Source organism: Actinomadura sp. 6K520, from assembly GCF_004349245.1.
In the GTDB taxonomy this organism is placed as follows: Bacteria; Actinomycetota; Actinomycetes; order Streptosporangiales; family Streptosporangiaceae; genus Spirillospora.
Map to the genome: position 1 here is coordinate 1 of NZ_SMLC01000058.1, position 21,620 is coordinate 21,620.

A 21,620-nucleotide genomic window follows, 5' to 3' on the forward strand; every position below is an offset into this window, starting at 1 on the left:
GATCCCCGCCGACCAGTCCCCGCACCGGCCCAGCAACCCTCCCCCTCAACGCCTCTGCCCCTTTCCATCAGCCCCACGAACGACCCGGCTCACCAACTCAGATGCACTCCCACATCCCGAACCCCATTCCTGGCCAGGACGGTCCTTCGACGCGGCAGCCCCACCCCACCGACGCCACCACCCAGCGCAGAACAAATCCAGCTGCGGCACTCGTAGCTACGCCGCCGACCCTCGCCTGTCCGACTCGCCCTCTCGACACGACTCACCGGCATGGCTCCCCAGCGCGGCTCCCCGGTCTGACCCTCAACTCCGCATTCGAACTCGGCTCCCCCTCGGCTTGTCCCTCGACTTGCTCAGGCTCGCCCCTGGGTGTGGCTCCTCTGCTCGATCCTTGACTGCTCGGCGTGGCCCGTTGGGGCGCTGGCGTTGCGGATCCGGCTTCCTGCCGGAATTGCCGCGTCCACCGTCCGTCAGTACGGACCGCAGACCCTCGGGTGGCGGGCTCCCAGGGCGATGGCAGCGCTTGGGGGGCTGCTGTGGTCCATCGCTGTGGGGCGGCTGCCCGTCCTGCGCTGCTGGAGGTCCATGCGACGCACCGCACGAGCTCTGGCTGCACCGACTCCGTAGGAGCCTGACCCAACGGGCCGGCTTCAGCTTGAGCTGCCCGGAGGACCTGGTTTAGGGGCCTGGTCGGTGACGGTGCCTCCTGTCAGGGGTCTGGGGTGGCTGGTCGGGCCTTGTCGGGTGGGACGCCCGGTTCTGTTGCGGCGGCTACGTGGGCCTGGACGGTAAGCGGTGGAAGCCCGGCTGCCGCAGGGGGTCTGACGGGGACGGAGACGTCCACGTGGACGGTGGCTCCGTCTCGGCTGACCCGGATCGTGGCGCCCTTTGGGACCGCCTCCGCGACGCGTTCGCGCACGGCGGCCAGGGACTCGCCCCTGGCCGCGGCACGGGCACCGGTTCGGGCCGCGTCCGTGCAGGTGAGCTGGACGGACGCGGCCGTCAGACCCCACAGCGCGATCGCGGTGACCAGGACGAGCGTGGGGAGCGCCACGGCGATCTCCGCCGTGGCCATCCCGCGATCCCTCAGCCCGCCAGCTTGAGGGCCTTCTCGATGATCTGTAAGAGCAGCTCCTTCACCTGCGGGCTGGTCACGATCTTGAACAGGAGGCCGGCGAACGCCGCCGCGGCGATGGTGCCGACCGCGTACTCGGCGGTGGACATGCCCCGGTCTCCGCGGCTGCCGGTCCATCGCCGCTTCACCATCTGTATCGCCCGCATGGGGCTCCTTTCGCTTGTGGTTCTCCCTAGAGGCTGCTGAGCCCCAGGGTTGGGTGACGGGGGAACGCCGCATTGTGGATAACTCCGGGTTCACCGCGGGAGGAGGATCGTCGAGGCGATCCCGGCGATGGCCGGGACGACGCCCAGCAGGACGAAGGCGGGAAGGAAGCACAGGCCCAGTGGGGCGAGCGCGCGGATGCCCGCCGCCCGCGCCCTGGCCGCCGCCGCGGAGCGTGCTACGCGTCGCTGGTCTCGTGCGAGGCGGCTCAAGGACGGCGCCAGCGCCGCGCCGGAGGACGCCGCGCGTGTGGCTGCCCGAGCCAGCGGAGCGAGCATCGGCTCCTCCGCTGGCGCGAGCCACGCGTCGGCCGGGTCGGCCCCTAGCCGAATCTGGACGGAGACGGCGGTCAACTCGTCCCCGAGCGGGCCGCCCACCGCTTCCGCGACCGCTGCGACCGCGTCGTGCCATGGGGCGCCTCCGCGCAGGCAGGCAGCGAGAAGGTCCACTGCCACGGGCAGGTCGGCGATGAGGCGTGCCCGCCTGCGCTTGCGTTCCGCGTTTCCTAAGCGGCCGAAAGAGAACCAGACGGCCACCGCAGCCAGGACACCGATGAGTGCGCCGGGTAGCCCGCCCAGCGTCACCATGCACAGCACTCCCGTCGCGCCCGCCGCTACGCGCCGAAGGAGGACGTCGCTCCGCCGCGTCCTTCCCGTGCCTACTTCGGCGTTGCGCTTCCGTGCGCCAGCCGCCTGCTCAGGGCGATGACCGGGTGATTCGTTCGAACGGTACGTTCGGAGGACGGGCGCTCCGGACGACGACGACCGCCCTCCACGCCCCGCATTCGCCCCTTCCCAGGGACCGGGTCGCAGGGCCTGATCCGTGGGCGCCGACATGGTCCCACCGCAGGTGGCGGGCCAGTCAGTCTCTCGTCCCTCCTCCTGGGAATCGTCGTTGCCGTGCCCAGATCTTCGGGACCGCGGACGCCCTGCCCTCTTCGATGGTTCGTTTGTGGCTGTACGACGCCGTGCGTACGCCGGTTCCGCAAAGTCGGAGTTCGGCTTGGTGGCGGCCGGGGCCCTGGAGGACGTCCATGTCTCCGGGGTGACCTGGCCTGTGTGCTGTTCCTTTTCGTATGGGCGCCCGTGAGGGGGCTTCTGTGTGCTGCCGCGGTCGCCCGCAGGGTGAGGCGCTCGTGACGGCCGCTTGGCGGTTCGGAACTGGCCTTTCAGGCGTTGTGCGGCTGGGATCGGACCTCGCGGGAGCAGGAAGGCCGACGCTGCTGCACAGAGCACGGCCATGAACATCGTCATCGGGACTCCTTGGTATTGCCCGCCTTCAGGGGTGGACGAGACGCAGCGCGTCGCCTCGGTCGAGAGGTCCGGGGTAGGTGGGCTGGGGTCGGGACGGATCGGGCTGACGCTCGACCTGCACACCGGCGGCACCGACCAGCCGTTCGCCCCACCACGCCACGAGGCCGCTTGACGGCGTCCATCCGGAGAACAGCCGTGCTCTCAAGTCCCTGTCTCGCCGGCTTCACCGACACGCGGGAGGACTCGACCGCCTCAAGGATGAGCCGGAGATCGAGCCCGCGCCGGCTTGCCCGTCAGGCCGGATTCGGTGGATTGGGCCAGGTGGTGGGTCCAGTAGAGGCCGGTCAGGTTCAGGGTCGTGCCAGTGATCAGGCAAGCCAGGCCGGGGAGGGTGCCGAAGAGGAACGGGATCGGGTGCGCGCCCAGGGCTGATGCCATCGCCAGGCCCAGCAGGGGTAGTGCGGCGAGCAGGCGGGCTGTCGCGCGGGGGCCGGCCAGTTGAACCGATACCTCCTGGCGCTGTGCCTCTTCGTCGCGGAGAGCGGCGGCCAGGCCGTCCAGGACGGCCGCGAGGGTGCCGCCGCGTTCGGAGCCGATGCGCCAGCAGGCCGCCAGGAGTCGCAGCCCTTCCGCCCCCGGGCGGGCCGCCAGTTCCTCCAGATGGTCGGGAGGCGGGCGTGGGATGTTGAGCAGTTCCCTGGAGACGTGTGGGGCGAGGACTGCCGCGGCTGCTGTGAACGCCTCGTCCGGGGTTCGCCCTGCGGCCAGTTCGGCGGCCATGCCGTCGCACAGTTCGATGACGGACGTACGCCATCGCTGTGGACTGGTCCTGCGTTCCCTGAGCCCTTCGGCTTTGGACATTACGAGGTGGAGCAGGCTGTCGGTGGGGCGGGTTGTGAGGCGGTCCAGGCGGATGACCGCGGGAGAAGGGGTCATAAGGGTCCAGGCGGCGGCCGCTGAGCAGAGGACCGCCAGAGCGTTGATCACCTGGTGCCTCGCAGCCTGGTGAACAGGGACTCCGCGTCGGGAGCCCGGACGATTCCGCCGGACGGGCCGAACGAGACCGCGGGGACGACACCGACCAGGCCGTCGGGTGCCCGGCGGAGGCGGCAGATCTCCGCTACGCGGCGGCGGCCTCCGCCCGGGTCGCGCACCAGGTGCACCACGAAGTCCAGAGCCGCGGCGAGTTGACTGTGGACGGCCTCGCGGGTCAGGCCCGCCGCGCAGGCCAGGGCTTCGAGGCGGGCCGGCACGTCGGCGGCCGTGTTGGCGTGGAGGGTGCCGCAGCCGCCCTCGTGGCCCGTGTTCAGCGCCTGCAGCAGGACCACTACCTCCGGGCCTCGGACCTCGCCGACGACGAGGCGGTCGGGGCGCATGCGGAGGGCTTGGCGGACGAGGTCGTGCAAGTTCACGCCACCCGCGCCTTCCATGTTGGGCGGTCGTGCCTCCAACCGGACCACGTGAGGGTGGGACGGTCTCAGCTCGGCGGAGTCTTCGACCAGGAGGAGTCGTTCGGCTGGGTCGGCCAGGGAGAGCAGTGAGCTCAGAAGGGTTGTTTTGCCCGTTCCCGTTCCGCCGGTGATGAGGAAGGCTGCTCGGGACCTGATCAGGTCGGCGAGCAGGTCGGCGCCTTCGGGCGGGACGGTTTCGGCGGCGACCAGCTCGTCCAGCGTGAAGGCGCGGCGGCGGGGAAGCCGCAGGGAGAGGCAGGTTCCGGTCGCGGCCACGGGCGGCAGGACCGCGTGCAGCCGCACTCCGCCGGGGAGCCGGGCGTCGGCGTAGGGGGCGGAGTCGTCGAGGCGGCGTCCGGCGGCGGCGGTGAGGCGCTGGGCCAAGCGGCGCAGGGACGGCTCGTCCGGGAAGCGCAGGGCGGTGCGGACGAGGCCGGAGCCCGTGTCCACCCAGACCTCCTCCGGGCCGTTCACGAGAACGTCGGTGACGTCCGGGCTACGCAGTAAGGGTTCCAGCGGCCCGGCGCCGACGAACTCGGCGTGCAGTTCGTCGGCGAGCGTCAGGACCTCGCGATCGCCGAGGAGCCGTTCCTCCGCGCGCAGGGCGGCGGCGACCCGGCCGGTGGTCGGCTCGGCACCGGAGTCGGCCAGGCGATCCCGGATGACATCGGACAGCCTCGTCATACGGTCTTGTCCTCCTGATCTGGGTCTGGGTGATGGGGTAACGGCGGAAGGCCAGCCGCTCGGGCCTGGGCGAGTCGGTCGTTTCTGCTACGGGAGCAACTGCTGGTGGGAGGGTCCGGGGCGGGGCTGTCGGCCTCGCCGTGCGGGCGGGGCAGCGTGCTGCGGGCGGTCGGCTTCGCCCCGCGGGCGGGCCGGTCGGCCTCGCGGTGTGGGTCGGCCTCGCGGTGCGGGTCGGCCGCGCGGTGCGGCGGGGCAGGCGGCTTCGCCCGGTACCGGGGAGTGGCCAGGGCGCCGCGTCTCAGGGGAGCGGCCCTCCGTGGCCCGTGGGCGTCAGGCGGCTTCTTCTCGGTAGGCGTAGGGCTGCAGGGCCAGGTCGGCGAGGATGCCGGAGCAGAACTCGGAGAGTGGACCTCGGCGGCAGGCTCGCGCCAGGTCGCCATCGTCGATGGCGGCGGGAAGACGGCGGTCGCGTTCGAACGTGCCGGCGGAGGGCAGGTCCAGTGCCCGGGTGACGGCGTCGGCGGTCAGGCCGCCGGGCGCCGGGCCCTGGACGACCAGGCGTACGTCGGCGGTGTCGCGGCGGAGGGTGGCGGCGAGGCCGTCGGCCGCGACCGTCGCGCGGACCTCCGCGGGGACGAGGAGGAGGGTGGTGTCGGCCGACCGCAGCGCCGCGCGGCCGACGTCGCCCGGGTAGCGGGGGACGTCCACCACGACCAGGTCGAAGCCGCGGACGGCGGCGTCGAACAGGGAGCGGACCGCGTCGTCGGAGACCGGCACCGGTTCCCCGCGCCGCCACGACAGGACGGACAGGTCGCCTGACCGCGGCAGCGTCTCCCGCAGCGTCGCGGTGCTCAGCCGGCCCCGCCGCTCGGCGAGGTCGTGCCAGCGGACGCCCTCATGCTCCTCCAGCCCGAGCATGAGGTCGACGCCACCGCCGTACGGGTCCGCGTCCACGAGGAGGGTACGTAGGCCCTGGCCCGCGGCGGCCAGACCGAGCGCGGCGGCGAGCACGCTGGCTCCGGCACCGCCCCGGGAGCCGACCACGCAGAGTGTGGTGGCCCAGCCGCTCTCGGGTTCGCCGGCGGCGGCGAACGCGTTGATCAGCCAGTCCTCGTGGTCGGGCAGGAGGGCGACGTCCTGGGCTCCCGCCTCGACGGCCAGCCGGTAGGCGTCGGCCGTGGCGTCGCCGGTGACGAGGACGACCCCCGGGCGGCGCTGGAGGCCGGCGGACGCCACGTCCTGGGCCGCGTCGGCGCCCACGAGGATGAGGGACGGCCACGTCCAGGCGGCCCTGGCCTCGTCGGCGCCGTAGGCGACTTCGGCGTGGGCGTCGGCGGCCGCCGCCAGCCGGAGCAGGCCGTCGGCGAGGGCGGGGTCGCCCGTCACGATCAGTGCCGCGAGATTCATCGGTGGCTCCTTCGACGTTCGGAGACACCCACCTTGCGACGCTGCGTGACAGCACGGAAGACGTTCCGTGAACTGTGGATAACTTCGGCGCGGGCGCTGCGGCTCCACCGCCCGGCCCGCGCGCCGTGGTCTGGGTCGGCGGCGGGGCGGTGGCGTGGGGGGGTCTCGCCACCGCCCCGGCCGCTGACGCTGGGCGACCCCCGCCGGGGGGGAGAGCGGGGGTCGCCGGACGGTCCGGCTCCGGGGGGGTAGAGCCGGCCCGCTTTCCCAAGAAAGTCTCGGGGAGTTCGGCGTAAGCAGTACGCAAGCTCGCTCTATAGCAGAGGCAAACTTACTGACTCCAGTCTAGGCAGTTACAACATATGCTGCCCAACGCTTGGGAGGTCCGTCGAGATCAATCGCGCTTCGTTTGGTGACGATTTTTCTCACCAGGTTGGGATGATCCCCTCCAGACCGTACCCGCAAGGCGCCGCCGCCTTGACAGAGGGCCCGGTTCCCGCGAGCACGGGGAGTGCATCGGGACGGGAGTGGGAGCGTACAGGAGAACTAAAGATCTTTCCGGCCACATCGCGGATCCGGCCGCCAAATGGAAGCGATCACGGTGTGTGATCAATTCCGCGACCCGAGAGGCGGTTACGGATAGTCCGGAATGGCGGGTTACATCCCGACTTGACCTCACAAGGTAACGGGCGTCCCGTCCGGCGCGGCAGTGGGGCGCGGGCCCGGATTTACGAATGGGGGCTTGTCAGCAGGCCAAATGAGGCGTAGACAGGTCATACGGACCTAGTGTCCGAGCACGGCAGCCGGGCACCCACGCGCGACCAGCCGCGGGAGGCGCGTCGAGACGGGCTTGACCCGCTCCGACGAATACAGGATGCACGCTTGGTAACCCGGTGTGACGTGACTGGCGGCGGCGCTCTGCTGAAGGGCGCCGTTCGCTGTGCGCCGTTCGCTGTGCGCCGTAGGCGATCCCCGGCACGCGCTAGTCGCGGACCTCCACCCCCAGGGCCCTGGCCAGGGTGACGGCCTGGTACGGGTCGATCACCGCGCGCCCCAGTTGGACGGTGTACGGGTCCATGGCCGAGATGTCGCTTCCACGTAGGTCGCAGCCGGAGAAGTCGGCCCTGTGCAGCGACGAACCCGACAGGTCGACGCCACGAATGGAGGCCCCGGCGCAACGCGCTCCGGTGAGGTCGGCTTCGCGCATCCGCACGTCGGTGAACGAAGCGCGGCGTAGGTCGGCACCTGGAAGACCCGTGAACGACCAGTCGCCGCCCTTCACCTTCAACAGGTCGTGCGTACAGCCGTCGAACAGGCTGCCCACCAGCTTGCATCCGCTGAAGGTGGCGTCAAAGAAACCGCACCGGACGAACGTGCAGTTCAGGAACGCGGTATCCGTATGAGTGGACGCGTTGAAGCGCACACCGCGGAACGTGCAATCGGTGAAGACCGCACCCGCCCCACCGGCCTCGGTCATGTCAACGTCCACGAACAGAACGCTTGTATGTTCCTCGCCCGTCAGGTCACGCGAATCCCAGTTCACCGACGAGACGGTCGTCTCGGTGGGCGCCGCCGGCCGTCCATGCATCCGATCCGCCATACGTCGGACCTTAGCCGCGCATGAGCGCTTCGCAGATGGCCTGCGAATCACGTGCCGCCGCGGCCACCGCCTCCGCACAATGCCCGATCCACTGGGCCACGCCCTGGGAAGTGCCGGACGAGTAGCCCCGGAGTGCCTCGGCATAGGCGTCGGCGAGTTCCAGGTGCCCGACCTCTGGGGCGACCAGTGATTTGGGGTCCAGGCCACGGGCGACGTAGGTGAGCCGCTGGGCGGCCCGAGCGACGAGCCCGTCTCCCCAGCCGAACGGACGCAGAGTGAGCAGTTCGCCGTGCACGATGGCGCCGACCACCAATGCCGGTGCCTTCGTCGGCTCCATCAATAGCCCGCTCAGCGCGTCCAGGCGCAATGCCACTTCGGACGGCGCCGGCGCCTCGCCGAGGCCCAGCACGTCCTTCACGGTCCCGTCGGCTGAGCGCGGACGTCCGAGCTCCGCGCTGTCCACCGCGTCCGCCGCCGCGAGGACGTGGAGCCGCGCGAGGGCCTGCCGGGGCGCCTTGCGCCAGGTGTCCGTCAGCGTCCCCAGCTCCGCCGACACGCGCAGCGCCCCCTGGACGGCGGGATCGGACGGGTTCTCGGTGGTGCGCAGCTCGTCGAGCGTGACCGAGCCGCCGTCGAGGACGGCCGAGGCCCGGGCGCCGCGCAGCGCCGACTCCGTGGACACCTCCGCGCTGCGCCGCCGCAGGATGCGGTGGCCGAGCAGCCGGTCCACGGCGCGACGCGCGTCGTCGACGGCGTCGGCGACGCCGGGCAGGTTCGCTACATCAGCAAGGGCATCGGTCACGGCCCGACTTTATGCGGTCCCCCACCACACCCATGCAAGGCCCCACGGGCAGGGACCACGAAGGCGGTTCCGGAGGGGCAGCCTGGGAAGTGGTGTATTGGGCCTCAGAGAACACCGTCGCCGGTCACGCTCTTCTCCGCCATCCGGAAGGGTGGCCTTGTGGGACCGGGGACCTTCCTGGTGAAGTGGGGATGCCGGGCGACCCCCGCTTCAGCTAGCAAGGAGTGCGCGTTGAGCCAGAGCCAAGAAACACTGTCGAACCTGCTGCAGGAGACACGGCGCTTCTCCCCGCCCGCAGAGCTCGCCGAGTCGGCCAACGTCAAGGCCGAGGTGTACGAGCAGGCGGCGGAGGATCACCTGGCCTTCTGGGCGGAGCAGGCGGACAGGCTCACCTGGACGAAGCGCTGGGACCAAGTCCTGGACTGGAGTAACCCGCCGTTCGCCAAGTGGTTCGTGGGCGGCGAGTTGAACGTCGCCTACAACTGCGTTGACCGCCACGTGGAGGCCGGCAACGGCGCGAAGGTCGCCTACCACTGGGAGGGCGAGCCCGGCGACTCCCGTACCCTCACCTACGCCGACCTCCAGCGCGAGGTGAACAAGACCGCGAACGCCCTCCTGGAACTGGGTGTCGGCAAGGGCGACCGGGTCGCGATCTACCTGCCGATGATCCCGGAGCTGCCCATCTCGATGCTCGCGTGCGCGCGCATCGGCGCGACCCACTCCGTCGTGTTCGGCGGCTTCTCGTCCGAGGCGCTCCGCACCCGCATCGACGACGCGCAGGCCAAGCTCGTCATCACCGCGGACGGCGGGTTCCGGCGCGGCAAGCCGTCCGACCTGAAGGGGATCGTGGACGAGGCCGTCGCGCAGACGCCGACGATCGAGCACGTCCTCGTGGTGCGCCGCACGGGCGAGCAGGTGACGGAGCACGACCGCGACCTGTGGTGGAGCGACGTCGTCGACAGGCAGAGCGACCAGCACACCGCCGAGCCCATGGACGCGGAGCACCCGCTCTACATCCTGTACACCTCGGGGACGACGGGTAAGCCGAAGGGCATCCTGCACACGACGGGCGGGTACTTGACGCAGTGCGCGTACACCCACTGGGCGGTGTTCGACCTCAAGCCGGAGAAGGACGTCTACTGGTGCTCGGCCGACATCGGCTGGGTCACCGGGCACTCCTACATCGTGTACGGGCCGCTCGCCAACGGCGCGACGAGCGTCATCTACGAGGGAACCCCGGACACCCCCCACAAGGGTCGCTGGTGGGAGGTCATCCAGAAGTACAAGGTGTCCATCTTCTACACCGCGCCCACGGCGATCCGCACGTTCATGAAGTGGGGAGACGACATCCCGGCCCAGTACGACCTGTCGTCCCTGCGCGTACTGGGGTCGGTCGGTGAGCCGATCAACCCCGAGGCATACGTCTGGTACCGCAAGCACATCGGCGGTGACCGGACCCCGGTCGTCGACACGTGGTGGCAGACCGAGACCGGCGCCATCATGATCAGCCCGCTGCCGGGCGTGACGGAGGGCAAGCCGGGCGCGGCGATGCGCCCGCTGCCCGGGATCGCCGCGGACGTGGTGGACGACCAGGGGCAGCCGGTGCCGGACGGCGGCGGCGGTTTCATGGTCGTCAAGGAGCCGTGGCCGGGCATGCTCCGGACGATCTGGGGCGACGACGAGCGCTACGTCAAGACGTACTGGTCGCGTTTCGAGGGCCTGTACTTCGCCGGTGACGGCGCCAAGAAGGACGCGGACGGCGACATGTGGCTGCTCGGCCGCGTCGACGACGTCATGCTCGTGTCCGGGCACAACATCTCCACCACGGAGGTGGAGTCGGCCCTGGTGGCGCACCCGAAGGTCGCCGAGTCGGCGGTGGTCGGCGCGACCGACCCGGTCACCGGGCAGGCGATCGTCGCGTTCGTCATCCCGCGCGGGGACGCCGGCGGCGACGTCGAGGGCGAGGAGTTCCTGAAGGAGCTGCGCGACCACGTCGCCAAGGTGCTGGGCCCGATCGCCAAGCCGCGGCAGATCATGATGGTCCCGGAGCTGCCCAAGACCCGCTCCGGCAAGATCATGCGGCGGCTGCTGCGGGACGTCGCGGAGAACCGCAGCATCGGCGACGTGACCACGCTGGCCGACAGCACGGTCATGGACCTGATCTCCGAGAAGCTGCCCGCCGCCAAGTCGGACGACTGACCACGGCCCACGCCCAGGACCACGCCCAGGCCCGACGCCCAGGCCCGACGCCCAGGCCCACGTCCAGGCCGTGGACTGACCCACGAACGACGCGGCCCGTGCCCGGTGGAACGACCGGGCACGGGCCGCCGTCGTGTCACCCGGTATGCCCGCCTAACGTCCTGCCTGGGACGGTTTCCGCCACCATGTGGCCCTCAATGTGCTCGTGTGACCGATGATCGGTAGGTTCTTAGGACCCGCACCGGGCGTGCGGTCACGGATGTCGTGGTCCGCACGAGGGGCGGGTTCCACCGTTTCGCTGCTGATCGGCGGTTTGGCCTATACCGACCCGTCACAATTCGAGAGAGTGACGATCCGGAGAAGGGCGCGCCCGCGCGCACACGGGGCTAAGGAGAGAGCGATATGACGGAGGCTCTACCGGGCGAGCGCATCGAGGACAAGTCCGTCGGTGCCCTGGTCGGGATGGCGTCGAAGAACGTCTCCAACCTGGTCAGGGCCGAGATGGACCTGGCCAAGATGGAACTCAAGGCCGACGCCAAGAAGGCCGCGATCAGCAGCGTGATGTTCACGATCGCGGCGGTCATGGGCGGGATCGTCGTCATCCTGCTGTCCATCTCGCTCGCGTACGGCCTGGTGGGGCTCGGTATCTGGCACTGGGCCGCGTTCCTCATCGTCGCGGGCGTGTACGTGGTCCTCGCGGGGCTCCTGATGTGGATCGCCAGGCACTTCATCAAGAAGATCGAAGGGGCGAAGCGGACCCGCAGGTCCCTGAAGGACGACTTCACGCCCCTGCGGCGCCGCGGCGACTCCGACACCCCCGAACTGACGGCCTGAACCCACGCCATGGCCGGGAACGACACATCACCGATCGAGGTCGACGGACCGTGGACCCACCGGCAGGTCAGCGCCGGCGGGACGCGGTTCCACGTCGCCGAGGCCGGTGAGGGGCCGCTCGTCCTGCTGCTGCACGGTTTCCCCGAGTTCTGGTGGTCGTGGCACAACCAGCTCGTGTCGCTGCCCGCGGCGGGCTACCGCGCGGCGGCCGTGGACCTGCGCGGATACGGCGGCAGCGACAAGCCGCCGCGCGGCTACGACCTGGTCACGCTGGCCGGGGACGCCGCGGGGCTCATCCGCGCCCTTGGGGAGGCCAACGCGGTCGTCGCCGGGCACGACTGGGGCGGGCTGCTGGCCTGGACGATGGGCGTCTACCACCCGAAGGTGGTCCAGCGGCTGGCCGTGGTCAGCGCCCCGCACCCCCTGCGCCTGCGGCAGGCCATAGCCACCGACCCGCGCGGCCAGGGATGGGCGACGCGTCACACGTTCGGTTTCCAGTTGCCGCTGTGGCCTGAACGGCGCCTTGTCCGCGAGGACGCCGCGCTTGTGGGGAAGCTCCTGCACGACTGGTCCGCCCCAGGCTGGCCGGACGAACGCACAGAGCAGCTCGTCAGGAAGGCCGTGCAGATTCCGGGGGCCGCGCACAGCGCACTGGAGTACCACCGCTGGCTCATCCGCTCGCTGGCCCGCCCGGACGGCATCCGCTACGCGCACCGTATGCGCGCCCCCATCCAGGTGCCCACGCTCCAGTTGCACGGCGCGCTCGACACGTGCACCCTCCCGGGAAGCGCTCAGGGCTCCGGCCGCTACGTGGCGGCCCCCTACCGATGGAAGCTCATCGAGGGGACGGGGCACTTCCCACACCAGGAGCGTCCCCGGGCGTTCGACACGCAGCTCCTCGGCTGGCTCGCCGACCCCGAACCCGAGCACTGAGCCCTGAGCACTGGGCCTGAGCACTGGGCCGCCGAAGCTCCCCGCCTCCCTCCCACATCTCCTTGGACGTCGTCCGCGTACCGTGGAGGCATGCGGGATCGGGACGAGTCTGGACGCCCACGTAACGCACGACCACGCGACGCCTACGGACGTCCTCTGCCGCACGGCACGTCCGGTATACCGACGATGCCGGAAGACCTCGACATGCCGCCCAAGGAGGCTCTGGTCGAGGCCCAGCGCCTCCTGGACGCCGACCGTCCGTTTCATGCGCACGAGGTACTGGAAGCGGTCTGGAAAGCCTCGCCTGAACCCGAACGGGAGCTGTGGCGGGGCCTGGCCCAGGTCGCCGTAGGGATAACCCACCTGCGAAGAGGGAACGCACGCGGCGCGGGGGCGCTTCTCAGCCGGGCTGCCGAACGCCTCGTCGCCTATGAAGCCGTCCCTCCGTATGGCATCGACGTCCAGGGCGTCGTCGAACGCACACGGGAGCTCGCCGAACGCCCGGAGAACGGCCCGATAGCCCTACGCCTCACCAAGGCGTAGCGCCCCAGTAAGAGCAGCGCCCCAGCAAAAGCGGGACCGGCTCAGTCAGAGCACCTCTGCGTGGACACCGGCTGGGTGGCGTTCCGCCCTGCGCGCACGTCTGGCGCGACCTCGTCCGCGGTGAGGGCGTAACCGGTGGTCGGGCTGTCCAGCGCCGCGGCGAAGATGACGCCGTAGACGCGACCGTCCGTGGTCAGCAGCGGCCCGCCGGAGTTGCCCGGCTCGACCTTGCCGCGGATGGCGTAGATCTCACGGCTGACCTGGCCGGTGTGGTAGATGTCCGGGCCGCGGGCGGTCTGCCTGGCGCGGATGCGGGCGGCGTCCACGGTGAACGGCTGGTTCTTGGGGAAACCGGCGATGATCGCGTTGTCGCGGACGCGGGCCTCGTCGGCGAACTTCAGCGCGGGCGCCCGCAGCCCCGGCACGTACAGGACGGCGATGTCGCGCTTGGGGTCGTACAGCACGACCCGTCCCCGGCCGGTCTCGCCGTTCACGGTCGCCACGCTGGACGGGCCGCGGGCGCCCGCGACGACGTGCGCGTTGGTCATGATGTGCTCCGGCGCGAACACGAAGCCCGTGCCCTCGATCCGGCGCTGGCACTGCGGCGCCGTGCTGACGACCTTCACGATGCTGGCGCGGGCGGTCTTGACCGCCGCGTTGTTCAGCACCGACTCGTCCGGCGGCGGCACCTGGACCACCGACTCGCCGCCGAGGCCGTTGAAGACCTGCGGGAACTCGCTGCCCTTCACGAACCCCTGGAACGAGGTGAACCACGTCTGCGCCCGCTCGGGCATCACGTCGTCGATCGCGCCGATGACCGTGGAGCCCTTGACCTGCGTCCGGACGGGCTTGAACTCGGAGTTGGCGACCAGCGTCCCGAAGAACCACGCGACGATGAGCAGCGACAGCGCGCTGACGAAGGTGCCGCCGACCGCGTCGGCCGTGCGCGCGTTCAGCCCCGTCACCCGGTTGCGGAGCACGGCGCCGAGGGAGGACGCGGCCAGTTGCCCGAAGGTGGCGGACAGGAAGGCGATCACGATGGCGAGGAGGGCCTGCTGCGCGGCGCCGTCCACCGCGGCCTCCGCGATCGGCGGTGCGATCAGCACCCCGGCGACGCCGCCGCCGACGAAGCCGGCGAAGCTCAGCAGGCTCACGATGAAGCCCTGCCGGTACCCCGAGACTCCGAACAGCACGACGAGCACCAGAAGGATCAGGTCAAGAACGTGGTCGTGCAGCACCGCTCAACCGTATAGTGCCGCACACCCGGATAACGTCCCCTCGATGTACCAGATTGGGGTGCGCCGGGTAGCCGTGCAGGGTGAGGCCGGGCCCGCCCCGCCACGCTTGCGCCAGCGCCCCGGCCGAACGTGTCCGCCTGACCTGCGTGGGAGCCGCTCAGCCCCGGGACGCGAGGCTCAGGACCTCCGGCGGCAGGTCCTCGACGCGTTCGGTGTCCCACGGTCGGTTCCAGCCGCCGGCGTCCAGGACCTGCGTGAGCAACGCCGCGGTGAAACCCCACACGAGCATGCCCCGGACGGCGAACGCCGGGCCGAGCCTGATCCCGGACGGGTGCCGCACCATCATCCGGTTCGCCGGGTCGACGAGCTCGCCGAGCGGGACGCGGGCGACCGCCGCGACCTCCCCGGGGTGGCCGGGCGCGACCTCCGACGGCTCCCGCCACCAGCCGGCGACGGGCGTGATCCGGTACTCGCTCCGCGACAGGTACAGCTCGGGCAGGGAGCAGAGGACGTCCACGCCGGACGGTTCGACGCCCGCCTCCTCCCACGCCTCGCGCAGCGCCGCCGAGACGGGCCCGTCGTCCTCGGGGTCGATGCGGCCGCCGGGGAACGCCGGCTGCCCGGCGTGGTTGCTCAGCGTGGCCGCGCGCTCGGTGAGCAGGACGTCGGGGCCGTCCGGTCCCTCGCCGAACAGGATCAGGACGGCCGCGGAGCGGGCGGCGGACGCGGCCCGGAACATCGGCGGCACCTGCATCCGCGGACCCTCGGCGCGGAACCTGGCGAGCCACGGGGGGCAGCTAAGGGCGTTCTCGGTCACGTCCGTCCCAACCTCGGAATCCCCGCGTTCCTTCCCGCCAGGTCACGCCGCACGCCCGCCCTCATGAGATCCGCCCTCATGAGAAGGGTCCGGGCTTGACGAGCTTGCGCGCGGTCTCCTCGTCGGTCGGTCCTTCACCGAACGACGGGCACTGCTGTGCGAGGGGGCACGCGCCACAGGCGGGGCGGCGCGCATGGCAGATGCGGCGGCCGTGCCAGATCAGCCTGTGGGAGAGCATCGTCCAGTCCTTGCGCGGGAACAGGGAGCCGATTTCCTGTTCGACCTTGACCGGGTCGTCCTCGGCCGTCCAGCCGAATCGCCGCGCGAGGCGTCCGAAGTGGGTGTCGACGGTGATGCCTGGGACGTCGAACGCGTTGCCCAGGACGACGTTGGCCGTCTTGCGTCCGACACCGGGCAGGGTGACGAGGTCGTCGAGCCGCCCCGGGACCTCGCCGCCGAACCGGTCGCGGAGCGCGGCGGACAGCCCCATGACCGACTTGGTCTTGGCGCGGAAGAACCCGGTGGGCTTCAGGATGGCCTCGACGTCCTCGGGGTCGGCGGCGGCGAGGTCCTCCGGGGTGGGGTACTTGGCGAACAGCGCCGGCGTGGTCAGGTTGACCCGCGCGTCGGTGGTCTGCGCCGACAGGACGGTCGCGATGAGGAGCTGGAAGGGGGTGCCGAAGTCGAGTTCGCAGTGCGCGTCGGGGTAGGTCTCGGCCAGGGTCCGGTTCATCCGCCGGGCCCGCCGCACGAGCGCGAGCCGCGTCTCGGGCCGGCGCGCCGCACCGCCCCCGGCCGCGCGCCCGCCCCCCGATGTACGCCCGGCCTTCGGAGCCGCGTTGGTCGCCATGCCGCCAGGGTAGAGGCTCCCTTAAAAAGACGAGCATGTTCTTTTGTGTTAGGGTCTCCCGCATGATCTTCGACTCCTCCCGGTGGACGGCGACCCTCACCGGCCGGCGCGTGCTGATCACCGGCGGCGCCCGCGGCATCGGCGCGGCCCTGGCGAAAAGGCTCCACGAGCGCGGTGCACGGGTTTCGCTCACCGGCCTGGAGCCCGACGGGCTCGCCTCCGTCGCCGCCGAGTGCGGCGATGCCCCGTGGTGGACGTGTGACGTCACCGACCGCGGAAGGGTCGAGGAGGTCGTGAACGGCGCCGTGCAGGAGTTGGGCGGCCTGGACGTGGTCGTGGCCAACGCCGGGGTGGCCGCGCAGATGCCGATCGTGGGCGGCGACCCCTACATCATGGATCAGAGCATCCGCGTCAACGTGATGGGCGTCTACAACACCCTCCGCGCGGCCGGACCCCACATCAGCCATGAGCGCGGCTACGCGCTGGCGGTGGCGTCCCTGGCGGCGGCCGTCAACGCGCCTCTTCTCGGCGCCTACAGCGCGTCCAAGGCCGCCGTGGAGGCGATGGGCAACACGCTGAGGGCCGAACTGCGCCCGTACGGCGCGAAGGCCGGCGTGGCGTACTTCGCCGAACTCGACACCGACATGACGAGCCGGGGATTCGGCACCGAGGCCGCCTCGACCCTCATGAACGCGGGAGCCGGCGGCAGCCTGATCTCGAGGGTCGCCCCGCTGCAAGTGGGGATCGACGCGCTGGAGCGCGGCATCGCCCGGCGCTCCAAGCGCGTCGTCGCGCCCTCGTGGGTCGGCGCCGTCCTGCCCGTCAGGATGCTCGCGCAGCCCGTCGTGGACCGCGTCGTCCAGCGCGGCCTCAGCGAGATCCTCGAAATCGCGCGGAAGGAACAGGTGGAGCTGACCACGCCGCAACCGGAGTCGCACCGGTGACGGCGCCCCGCGCCACTCCCGGCGGGCTCCGCGAAGTGGGCGTGGTGAACTGGCTGGCCTGCCGGATCGCGGGCCGGGCCGCCGGGACGGGACCGCCCAACCTCTTCATGACCCTGGCGCGCCGCCGGGGCCTATTCCGCGGCTGGCTGTTCTTCGCCGGACGGCTGATGCCCGGCGGCACCCTGCCGCGCCGGGAGACCGAACTGGTCATCCTCCGCGTCGCCCACCTGCGCGACTGCGGCTACGAGTTCGACCACCACGTCCGCCTCGGCCGCCGCGCCGGCGTCCGCGAGCAGGACGTCGAGCGCCTCAAGGAGGGGCCGGACGCGGACGGCTGGAGCCCGCGCGAACGGGCGATCCTCACCGCGACCGACCAGCTCCACCACCTGCGGGACATCGACGACGACGCCTGGACGCGGCTCCGCACCCACCTCACCGAGGCGGAGTGCGTGGAGCTGACGATGCTCGCCGGCCACTACGAGATGCTCGCCACCGTGATCACCACCCTGCGCGTCCAGCCCGACCGCCCCGCCCGCGCGGGCTCCGAGGGCCACTGACCTCCGGGCGTGCTCAGGCGTCCAGGGCGCCCGAGCGCAGGAGGAGGCGCACGTGTTCGACGACCGGGGGGCCGACCGCCCGCAGCGCCTCCATGTCGCCCGCCGCGACCGCGGGCGTCACCATCGCGCCCACCGCCGACACGACGATCTGGCAGGCGAACTGGGCGGCCTCACCGCTGAGCCCCATCAGGCCCGCGAGGGCCCCGGCGAGGTCGTGCTGGATCTCCGAACGCCGCTGGATGGCCTCCGGCCCGGCCGCGTACACCTCCACCAGGAAGAGCCGCGCGTAGCCCGGTTCGGACGCGAGCGCCTCCAGGTAGGCGGTGAAGGCCCGCTCGAACCGCGTCACCGGGTCGCCCCCGCCCTCCGCGGCGCCCTCCAGCTGGCGGCGCAGCAGCGCGCTCGCCTGGTCGAACGCCGCCATGAAGCAGTCGAGCTTGGACGAGAACAGGCCGTAGAAGCTCTGCCGGGACACCCTGGCCCGCCGCAGGACGTCCTCGACGGACGTCCCCACGTAGCCCTTCTCCGTCATCGCCGCCGCCATGGCCACGCAGAGGCGGTCGCGGTGCACCCGCTCGACCTCCCCGCGCGACAGCGCGTGACGCCCCCGGGGGAGCCTGCGCGGCGACGACTGGACCATCCGATCAGGTTAAGGCACCGCCACCACACCTCCGGGCGTTGTCCGGTTAGGGGGGATGAGACCGGTGTGATGCCATTCACCGAATGGTCCGTACACTGGGCGAACGGGACCGCGGCGGCCCGGGGAGACCGGACGAGCCCGGTCCCGCGTTTCGGCGCGCCGTGACCCTGCCTTCACGTACGCGGTGGGACGTACGTCACACTAAGCATGTAGGTGTTCGAGGAGGAGAAGCGTGACCGATCGCGACGTGGACGTTCTGAGCAGAGCCCCGCTCTTCGAGGCCCTCGACGAGCAGGGCGCCAAGGCGCTGCGCGCCAACGTGACCGAGGTGCGTCTCGCCCGTGGTCAGACGCTGTTCAACGAGGGCGAGACCGGAGACCGGCTCTACGTCGTTCTCGAAGGCAAGATCAAGCTGACCCGCACGGCGCCGGACGGCCGGGAGAACCTGCTGAGCGTCCTCGGCCCCAGCGAGATGTTCGGCGAGCTGTCCCTGTTCGACCCGCGCCCCCGCACCGCCAGCGCCATAGCGGTCACGGAGGTGCGCCTGGCGGGCCTGGGCCACGACGACCTGCGGCCCTGGCTGACCGGGCACCCCGAGGTGGCCGTCCAGCTGCTCCGCGCGCTCGCGCAGCGGCTGCGGAAGACCAACGACGTCATGGCCGACCTCGTGTTCACCGACGTTCCCGGGCGCGTCGCCAAGGCGCTGCTCGACCTCGCGGAGCGGTTCGGCCAGCCGTCCGAGGCCGGCCTGCACGTGCACCACGACCTCACGCAGGAGGAACTGGCGCAGCTCGTCGGCGCGTCCCGCGAGACGGTCAACAAGGCGCTCGCCGACTTCGCGCAGCGGAACTGGCTCCGCATCGAGGCCCGCGCCGTCGTGATCCTCGACATCGAACGCCTCCGCAAGCGCTCGAAGTGACCCGGCCCGCTCTCTCAGCCGCTCAGCGGCTGTTGAGGTAGTCGAGCTGGGCCTGGACGGATTGCTCGGCCGCGGGCCAGAGCGACCTGTCGACGTCGGCGTAGACGCGTTCGACGACCTCGCGGGCGGTGGTCGCGCCCGCGGCGACGGCGGACTCCACCTGGGCGAGGCGCTCGCGGCGGTGGTCGATGTAGTAGTCGAGGACGGCGATCGGGTCGTCCAGCTTCGGGCCGTGGCCGGGGAGGACCGTCGTGGCCTCGACGTCCGTGGCGAACCTGCGGAGCCGGTCGAGCGAGCCGAGGTAGTCGCCGAGGCTGCCCTCCAGCACGGTCGTCCCGTACCCGAGGATGGTGTCGCCGGTGAGAACGGCACCGTCCGCCGGAAGCCAGAACGTGAGCGAGTCGTCGCTGTGGCCGGGCGTCTCCATGATCCGCAGCTCCAGGCCGCCCGTGGTGACGACGTCCCCCTCGGCGAGGCCCTCGTCGCCGAGCCGGTGCCTGGGGTCGAGCGCGCGGACCTTGATCTGGCCGCCCGCCAGCTTCGCCAGCCTGCCGGCCCCCGCGGAGTGGTCGGGGTGGCCGTGGGTGAGCAGGATGAGGCCGATGCGGCGGTTCTGGGCCTCCACGGTGTCCAGGACGCGCCTGAGGTGCTTGCCGTCCTTGGGCCCCGGGTCGACGATGACGGCCTCTTCGGAGCCGGGCTCCGCGATGAGCCACGTGTTGGTGCCGTCCAGCGTCATGGCGGAGGGGTTCTCCGCGAGCACACAGGTCGCCCGCTCGGTACCCATCCCGTCAATCTCGGTCATATCCCCCATCCTGCCGGACACCCGATCCGGGTGCCGGACCGGGTTCCAGCCGAGACGTTCCAGGTGACGCAGCGCCGACGTGCCCGCCAGCCGCCACATCAGCGCCCTGCCGCCGCGCACGCTCCGCTCACCCGCCCGGGTAGTGGCGCGTCATCGACTCCGGCAGGACGAGGTACGCCTCACCGTCGATGATCTCCGCGGCGGGCTCGTGGACGACGATCTCGCGGCGCGCGGCCAGCACGTCCGCGACGGTGTCGTACTCGGCCAGCTCGGCCAGCGTCGCGATCGTCGGCGGGAGCATCATCCACTCGCCGGTGCTCGCGCGCTCGGCGGCCTCCGCCGGACGCACCCACGCCACCCGGTCCGCCTCGGTGCTGACGTCCCGGGCCCGCTGCCCCTCCGGCATCGCCGCGACGAAGAAGCGGGTGTCGTAGCGCTTCGGCTCGATCTTCGGGGTGATCCAGTGCGCCCACGGCCGGAGCAGGTCCGCGCGCAGGACGAGGCCGCGCCGGTCGAGGAACTCGCCGAACGACAGGGACCGGTCCAGCAGCGCCTGCCGGTCGGCCTCCCACTCGTCGCCGCGCGTGTCGCCCACGACCGTCTCCCCGGTCGGACCCGCCAGCAGGACGAGCGTCTCCTCGAACGTCTCCCGGACGGCCGCGCACACCAGCTCGCGGGCGAGGGTCTCGTCGGCCTTGAACACCGCCCCCCACTCGGCGGGCGGCCGCCCGGACCAGGCCGGCGCCGCGTCCCCGTCGCGCGGGTCGACCGCGCCGCCGGGGAACACGTAGGCGCCGGGCGCGAACGCCATGGACCGGACGCGGCGCAGCAGGAACGCCTGCAGCCCGTGCCTGTCGTGATCGCGGAGCACGGCGACCGTGGCCGCGTGCCGCGCGGGGGCGGGCTCGGCCCGGCCCGCGAGGATGTCCTCGACCCGCTCCCGGAACTCCGCCGGCAGTCTGAGCCCGTTCACCATCGTCCTCCAGCCCCCGCGCACCGCCGTCCAAGGGACGAGCAACGCCCGGCCCAGATCCCATGGCGGCCCATTCGGACATACCGAACGTCATTCCGTCAAGGCCCGGCCACCCGGCGCGGCCGCCAGGTCAGGAGATCTCGGCGATGAGTTCGACCTCGACGGGGACGTCGCGCGGGAGGACGGCGACGCCGACGGCGCTGCGGGCGTGCCTGCCCGCGTCCCCGAAGACCTCCACGAGCACGTCGCTCGCCCCGTTCATGACCTGGGGCTGGCCGTCGAAATCCGGGGCACTGGCGACGAAGCCGACGACCTTGACGATCCGCACGACACGCGACAGTTCGCCGACCTCGGCCTTGAGCGCCGCGACCGCGTTCAGCGCGCAGATCCGCGCCTGCCGGGCGGCCTCCTCGGCGCTGACCTCGGCCCCCACCTTCCCGGTGACGCCCAGCTCACCCTTGACCAGCGGGATCTGCCCGGCGGTGTAGACGAGCGAGCCCGTCCGCGCGGTGGAAACGTACGACGCCACCGGCGCGATCGCCTCCGGCAGCTCGATCCCCAGCTCGCGCATCCGTTCTTCGGGTGTGCTCATGGCCATTCCTCCTCGTCGAGGGACTGCTCATCGGGTAGAAGTGCGCGGTCGAGGACCGCGCACCTCTAGGACTGGACCTCGCGCTTGAAGTAGGCCACAAGGTTCTCCGGGTTGGGCCCCGGCAGGACGGTGACGAGCTCCCACCCGTCCTGGCCCCAGTTGTCGAGGATCTGCTTGGTCGCGTGCACCAGCAGCGGAACGGTCGCGTACTCCCACTTCTTCATGGCCTCACCCTAGCGA

At 71.4% G+C, this 21,620-nt stretch carries 24 protein-coding genes; 8 read left to right on the plus strand and 16 right to left on the minus strand.

Annotated elements, in window-relative coordinates; genetic code table 11:
* Window positions 1-709: 709 nt before the first annotated feature.
* From E1289_RS17315 to E1289_RS17325, 3 genes are all read right to left on the minus strand, one after another.
* On the minus strand, window positions 710-1,075 hold the full coding sequence (locus E1289_RS17315; protein ID WP_131981336.1) for a TadE family type IV pilus minor pilin: 366 nt from the start codon (window positions 1,073-1,075) through the stop codon (window positions 710-712).
* A gap of 11 nt (window positions 1,076-1,086) precedes the next feature.
* Window positions 1,087-1,281 carry a DUF4244 domain-containing protein gene (locus tag E1289_RS17320; protein ID WP_243712881.1) on the minus strand — a complete coding sequence of 65 codons (195 nt, stop codon included), beginning with the start codon at window positions 1,279-1,281 and terminating at the stop codon, window positions 1,087-1,089.
* 90 nt (window positions 1,282-1,371) lie between these two features.
* Window positions 1,372-1,926, minus strand: coding sequence for a type II secretion system F family protein (locus E1289_RS17325; protein ID WP_131981338.1), 555 nt, complete (start codon window positions 1,924-1,926; stop codon window positions 1,372-1,374).
* Window positions 1,927-2,623: 697 nt separating this feature from the next.
* On the opposite strand from E1289_RS17325, the gene E1289_RS38255 reads away from it, so the two are divergent.
* Window positions 2,624-2,764 carry a hypothetical protein gene (locus E1289_RS38255; RefSeq protein WP_165970521.1) on the plus strand — a complete coding sequence of 47 codons (141 nt, stop codon included), beginning with the start codon at window positions 2,624-2,626 and terminating at the stop codon, window positions 2,762-2,764.
* An 80-nt stretch (window positions 2,765-2,844) separates the two neighbouring features.
* Here the strand turns inward: E1289_RS38255 and E1289_RS17330 are convergent, their stop codons facing one another.
* The 5 genes from E1289_RS17330 to E1289_RS17350 form a co-directional block, all read right to left on the minus strand.
* Window positions 2,845-3,453: a type II secretion system F family protein gene (locus E1289_RS17330; RefSeq protein WP_243712883.1), complete on the minus strand. Its 609-nt coding sequence runs from the start codon at window positions 3,451-3,453 to the stop codon at window positions 2,845-2,847.
* 122 nt (window positions 3,454-3,575) lie between these two features.
* The gene (locus tag E1289_RS17335) at window positions 3,576-4,727 is read right to left on the minus strand and encodes a TadA family conjugal transfer-associated ATPase (RefSeq protein WP_131981342.1); all 1,152 of its coding nucleotides are present in this window, start codon (window positions 4,725-4,727) and stop codon (window positions 3,576-3,578) included.
* A 330-nt stretch (window positions 4,728-5,057) separates the two neighbouring features.
* Window positions 5,058-6,134: a septum site-determining protein Ssd gene (gene ssd, locus E1289_RS17340; RefSeq protein ID WP_131981344.1), complete on the minus strand. Its 1,077-nt coding sequence runs from the start codon at window positions 6,132-6,134 to the stop codon at window positions 5,058-5,060.
* A 982-nt stretch (window positions 6,135-7,116) separates the two neighbouring features.
* On the minus strand, window positions 7,117-7,734 hold the full coding sequence (locus E1289_RS17345) for a pentapeptide repeat-containing protein (protein WP_131981346.1): 618 nt from the start codon (window positions 7,732-7,734) through the stop codon (window positions 7,117-7,119).
* Window positions 7,735-7,744: 10 nt separating this feature from the next.
* Window positions 7,745-8,536: an oxidoreductase gene (locus E1289_RS17350; protein WP_131981348.1), complete on the minus strand. Its 792-nt coding sequence runs from the start codon at window positions 8,534-8,536 to the stop codon at window positions 7,745-7,747.
* Window positions 8,537-8,767: 231 nt separating this feature from the next.
* On the opposite strand from E1289_RS17350, the gene acs reads away from it, so the two are divergent.
* From acs to E1289_RS17370, 4 genes are all read left to right on the plus strand, one after another.
* Window positions 8,768-10,735: an acetate--CoA ligase gene (acs, locus tag E1289_RS17355; protein ID WP_131981350.1), complete on the plus strand. Its 1,968-nt coding sequence runs from the start codon at window positions 8,768-8,770 to the stop codon at window positions 10,733-10,735.
* 402 nt (window positions 10,736-11,137) lie between these two features.
* A complete protein-coding gene (locus E1289_RS17360) occupies window positions 11,138-11,569 on the plus strand; it encodes a phage holin family protein (protein ID WP_131981351.1) in 432 nt (143 codons plus the stop codon).
* A gap of 9 nt (window positions 11,570-11,578) precedes the next feature.
* Window positions 11,579-12,502, plus strand: a complete 924-nt coding sequence (locus tag E1289_RS17365) for an alpha/beta hydrolase (RefSeq protein ID WP_131981353.1) — start codon at window positions 11,579-11,581, stop codon at window positions 12,500-12,502.
* Window positions 12,503-12,688: 186 nt separating this feature from the next.
* Entirely contained in the window at window positions 12,689-13,045 is a 357-nt protein-coding gene (locus E1289_RS17370; RefSeq protein ID WP_347813583.1) for a DUF309 domain-containing protein, read from the plus strand.
* A gap of 41 nt (window positions 13,046-13,086) precedes the next feature.
* Here the strand turns inward: E1289_RS17370 and E1289_RS17375 are convergent, their stop codons facing one another.
* From E1289_RS17375 to nth, 3 genes are all read right to left on the minus strand, one after another.
* Complete coding sequence (locus E1289_RS17375; RefSeq protein ID WP_207929010.1) at window positions 13,087-14,283, minus strand: MarP family serine protease; 1,197 nt, start codon at window positions 14,281-14,283, stop codon at window positions 13,087-13,089.
* Between the two features lie 157 nt (window positions 14,284-14,440).
* Entirely contained in the window at window positions 14,441-15,037 is a 597-nt protein-coding gene (locus tag E1289_RS17380; protein WP_131981405.1) for a CoA pyrophosphatase, read from the minus strand.
* Window positions 15,038-15,176: 139 nt separating this feature from the next.
* Entirely contained in the window at window positions 15,177-15,950 is a 774-nt protein-coding gene (nth, locus tag E1289_RS17385; RefSeq protein WP_131981357.1) for an endonuclease III, read from the minus strand.
* 62 nt (window positions 15,951-16,012) lie between these two features.
* On the opposite strand from nth, the gene E1289_RS17390 reads away from it, so the two are divergent.
* Both E1289_RS17390 and E1289_RS17395 read left to right on the plus strand, forming a co-directional pair.
* Entirely contained in the window at window positions 16,013-16,894 is an 882-nt protein-coding gene (locus E1289_RS17390; RefSeq protein ID WP_131981359.1) for an SDR family NAD(P)-dependent oxidoreductase, read from the plus strand.
* The gene (locus E1289_RS17395) at window positions 16,891-17,451 is read left to right on the plus strand and encodes a carboxymuconolactone decarboxylase family protein (RefSeq protein ID WP_131981361.1); all 561 of its coding nucleotides are present in this window, start codon (window positions 16,891-16,893) and stop codon (window positions 17,449-17,451) included. Before E1289_RS17390 ends, E1289_RS17395 begins: the two co-directional genes overlap by 4 nt.
* A 13-nt stretch (window positions 17,452-17,464) precedes the next feature.
* Here E1289_RS17395 and E1289_RS17400 read toward each other — a convergent pair whose 3' ends face one another.
* Window positions 17,465-18,091, minus strand: a complete 627-nt coding sequence (locus E1289_RS17400) for a TetR/AcrR family transcriptional regulator (protein ID WP_131981363.1) — start codon at window positions 18,089-18,091, stop codon at window positions 17,465-17,467.
* 232 nt (window positions 18,092-18,323) lie between these two features.
* On the opposite strand from E1289_RS17400, the gene E1289_RS17405 reads away from it, so the two are divergent.
* Window positions 18,324-19,010, plus strand: a complete 687-nt coding sequence (locus E1289_RS17405) for a Crp/Fnr family transcriptional regulator (RefSeq protein WP_131981365.1) — start codon at window positions 18,324-18,326, stop codon at window positions 19,008-19,010.
* Between the two features lie 22 nt (window positions 19,011-19,032).
* Here the strand turns inward: E1289_RS17405 and E1289_RS17410 are convergent, their stop codons facing one another.
* From E1289_RS17410 to E1289_RS17425, 4 genes are all read right to left on the minus strand, one after another.
* On the minus strand, window positions 19,033-19,824 hold the full coding sequence (locus E1289_RS17410) for an MBL fold metallo-hydrolase (RefSeq protein ID WP_243712885.1): 792 nt from the start codon (window positions 19,822-19,824) through the stop codon (window positions 19,033-19,035).
* A gap of 118 nt (window positions 19,825-19,942) precedes the next feature.
* Window positions 19,943-20,791 carry an NUDIX hydrolase gene (locus E1289_RS17415; RefSeq protein ID WP_131981367.1) on the minus strand — a complete coding sequence of 283 codons (849 nt, stop codon included), beginning with the start codon at window positions 20,789-20,791 and terminating at the stop codon, window positions 19,943-19,945.
* A gap of 127 nt (window positions 20,792-20,918) precedes the next feature.
* The gene (locus tag E1289_RS17420; RefSeq protein ID WP_131981369.1) at window positions 20,919-21,380 is read right to left on the minus strand and encodes a RidA family protein; all 462 of its coding nucleotides are present in this window, start codon (window positions 21,378-21,380) and stop codon (window positions 20,919-20,921) included.
* 65 nt (window positions 21,381-21,445) lie between these two features.
* Window positions 21,446-21,604 carry a DUF4177 domain-containing protein gene (locus E1289_RS17425; RefSeq protein WP_021591512.1) on the minus strand — a complete coding sequence of 53 codons (159 nt, stop codon included), beginning with the start codon at window positions 21,602-21,604 and terminating at the stop codon, window positions 21,446-21,448.
* Window positions 21,605-21,620 lie beyond the last annotated feature (16 nt).